The following is a 1,766-nucleotide window of genomic DNA, read 5'->3' as shown; positions in this document are numbered from 1 at the left end:
CTAGAGGTGTGGGCAGCGATCTCCAGCACGGCGGCATAACGCGCCGCTCGCTATGCCTAAGGCTCGATTTGGAATCGGTATATTCGTCCAGGCCAAAGGGCGTCTCGCTGGTTCACGGCCCTGAAGCGCCAGAGTAGGTATCGCGCGTCCCGCGCCGACAAAGCGCGAAACGAGCAATTAGAGGATCACGCCCATGATCACCACCCTCGCGGACATCGATCCGAAGCGCGTTGCGGCAATCCTCCACCGGTCGGAACAGGATGCTTATAAGCTGCTCGCCGACTTAGCCCAGGAGTCTCATGCGACAAGGCGCGCACGTCATCGGTTTTGTTCAGAAAAAACTGAAGGGCGCGACGGCATAAAAACCATGGTCGCGCTCGACATTGCGACAGGGCACGAGATTTCGATCTGCCAGCCACTCGGCAGCGGCGCCATATCCTGCAAGCTTGATGCTAGTGGGTTTGCCGACGCCGCAGTTGTAGTGGCCCGCGCGACCAAGCGGCGCGTCGATCTCCTCGTGATTAACAATTCTCCGAGCAGGAGCCCCGGCCGGGGGACGAATTTGTCGATGCGGTCATCGCTAGCGTGCCATTCCTCACCACCGTCCGGAAAAATGCCTTGCTGACTCGCGGACTTTCACCGGGATGTCGGCATAACGCTGTGGTGCGAGCGCCAGGTCGTAGAGGGATGATGGCGCGACATCGCCCGCCGCCGCGCATCCGCGCAATCCATCCGGTCACGACGATTTAGTGATGATTCCATCCGGCAGCTTCATCACGGCCGAGAGAGCATCGCCGATCTTGCCCCGAGATTATCCACCACGATCGATGGAAAAAAGCCGTCACTGCCGGCTTCCGCTCCACGTCACGTGAGTGGTCCTCGTGCGCCTCGTTAAGGGTGATCATGCGGCCTAGCAGGATTTGCCGCGGTAGGTTCATTTTATCAAGGCCCAAGATTGTACGGCCTCTTAAGTTGCGCGCATGGCTTTCGCGCGCACGCAAGCTGCCGCATGCGCACGGCATCATGCTCCGTTATCGATGTAAGATAATGGCCCATTCTGCCCAATTACGGACCGAGATATCGCCGCGGCGAGCATCCGATTGTCGCATTTCCGCCAGTTGAACCGCGAGATCTCCTGGCACATCGCTTGCTTGACTTGGGGCCGGGATCATCGCTTCCCGCGCGAAGCAAACTTGTGAGGACGATATGCTTGGAATTGGAAGTAAGTTGCCGCCGTTCGAAATCACAGGCGTGAAGCCCGGTTTTCATCTGCACGAAGAGAGCGGGCAGAGCGCGCTCGAGACGCTGACGGAAAACAGCTTCCCTGGGAAATGGAAGATCATTTTCTTCTACCCAAAGGATTTCACCTTCGTCTGCCCAACCGAGATCGCCGAGTTTGCCCGGCTGTCGAAGGATTTCGCCGACCGCGATGCGGTTGTGCTGGGCGGCTCGACTGACAACGAGTTCTGCAAGCTGGCTTGGCGACGCTCACACAAGGACCTGAACCATCTGCCGATCTGGCAGTTTGCCGACACCAAGGGCGGGCTGGTCGATGGTCTTGAAGTGCGTTCGCCGGACGGCGTCGCCTATCGCTACACATTCATCGCGGACCCAGACAACACGATCCAGCATGTCTACGCGACCAACCTCAATGTCGGCCGAAACCCGAAGGACACGCTGCGCGTGTTGGATGCTCTGCAGACCGACGAGCTCTGCCCCTGCAACCGCGAGATCGGCGGCGAAACGCTGAAGGTTGCTTGAGGCAT

Annotated in this window: 2 protein-coding genes; both read left to right on the top strand. The window is 59.1% G+C overall.

All coding sequences use genetic code 11. The features are described 5' to 3' along the window. Positions 1-193: 193 nt before the first annotated feature. On the top strand, positions 194-625 hold the full coding sequence (locus tag ACZXDY_RS45765) for a DUF2478 domain-containing protein (protein WP_464349991.1): 432 nt from the start codon (positions 194-196) through the stop codon (positions 623-625). A gap of 581 nt (positions 626-1,206) precedes the next feature. Beyond that, positions 1,207-1,761 carry a peroxiredoxin gene (locus ACZXDY_RS45760; RefSeq protein ID WP_028168808.1) on the top strand — a complete coding sequence of 185 codons (555 nt, stop codon included), beginning with the start codon at positions 1,207-1,209 and terminating at the stop codon, positions 1,759-1,761. Positions 1,762-1,766 lie beyond the last annotated feature (5 nt).

The sequence above is a fragment of the Bradyrhizobium sp. LeoB3 genome (genome assembly GCF_055456055.1).
Note: the sequence above shows the minus strand (reverse complement) of the source record. Positions and strands in the feature narration are given on the sequence as shown.

What these genes read in the sequence shown, in the direction of transcription:
- ACZXDY_RS45765 (WP_464349991.1), top strand. Translation starts at nt 194, where the DNA reads ATGATCACCACCCTCGCGGACATCGATCCGAAGCGCGTTGCGGCAATC.
- ACZXDY_RS45760 (WP_028168808.1), top strand. Translation starts at nt 1,207, where the DNA reads ATGCTTGGAATTGGAAGTAAGTTGCCGCCGTTCGAAATCACAGGCGTG.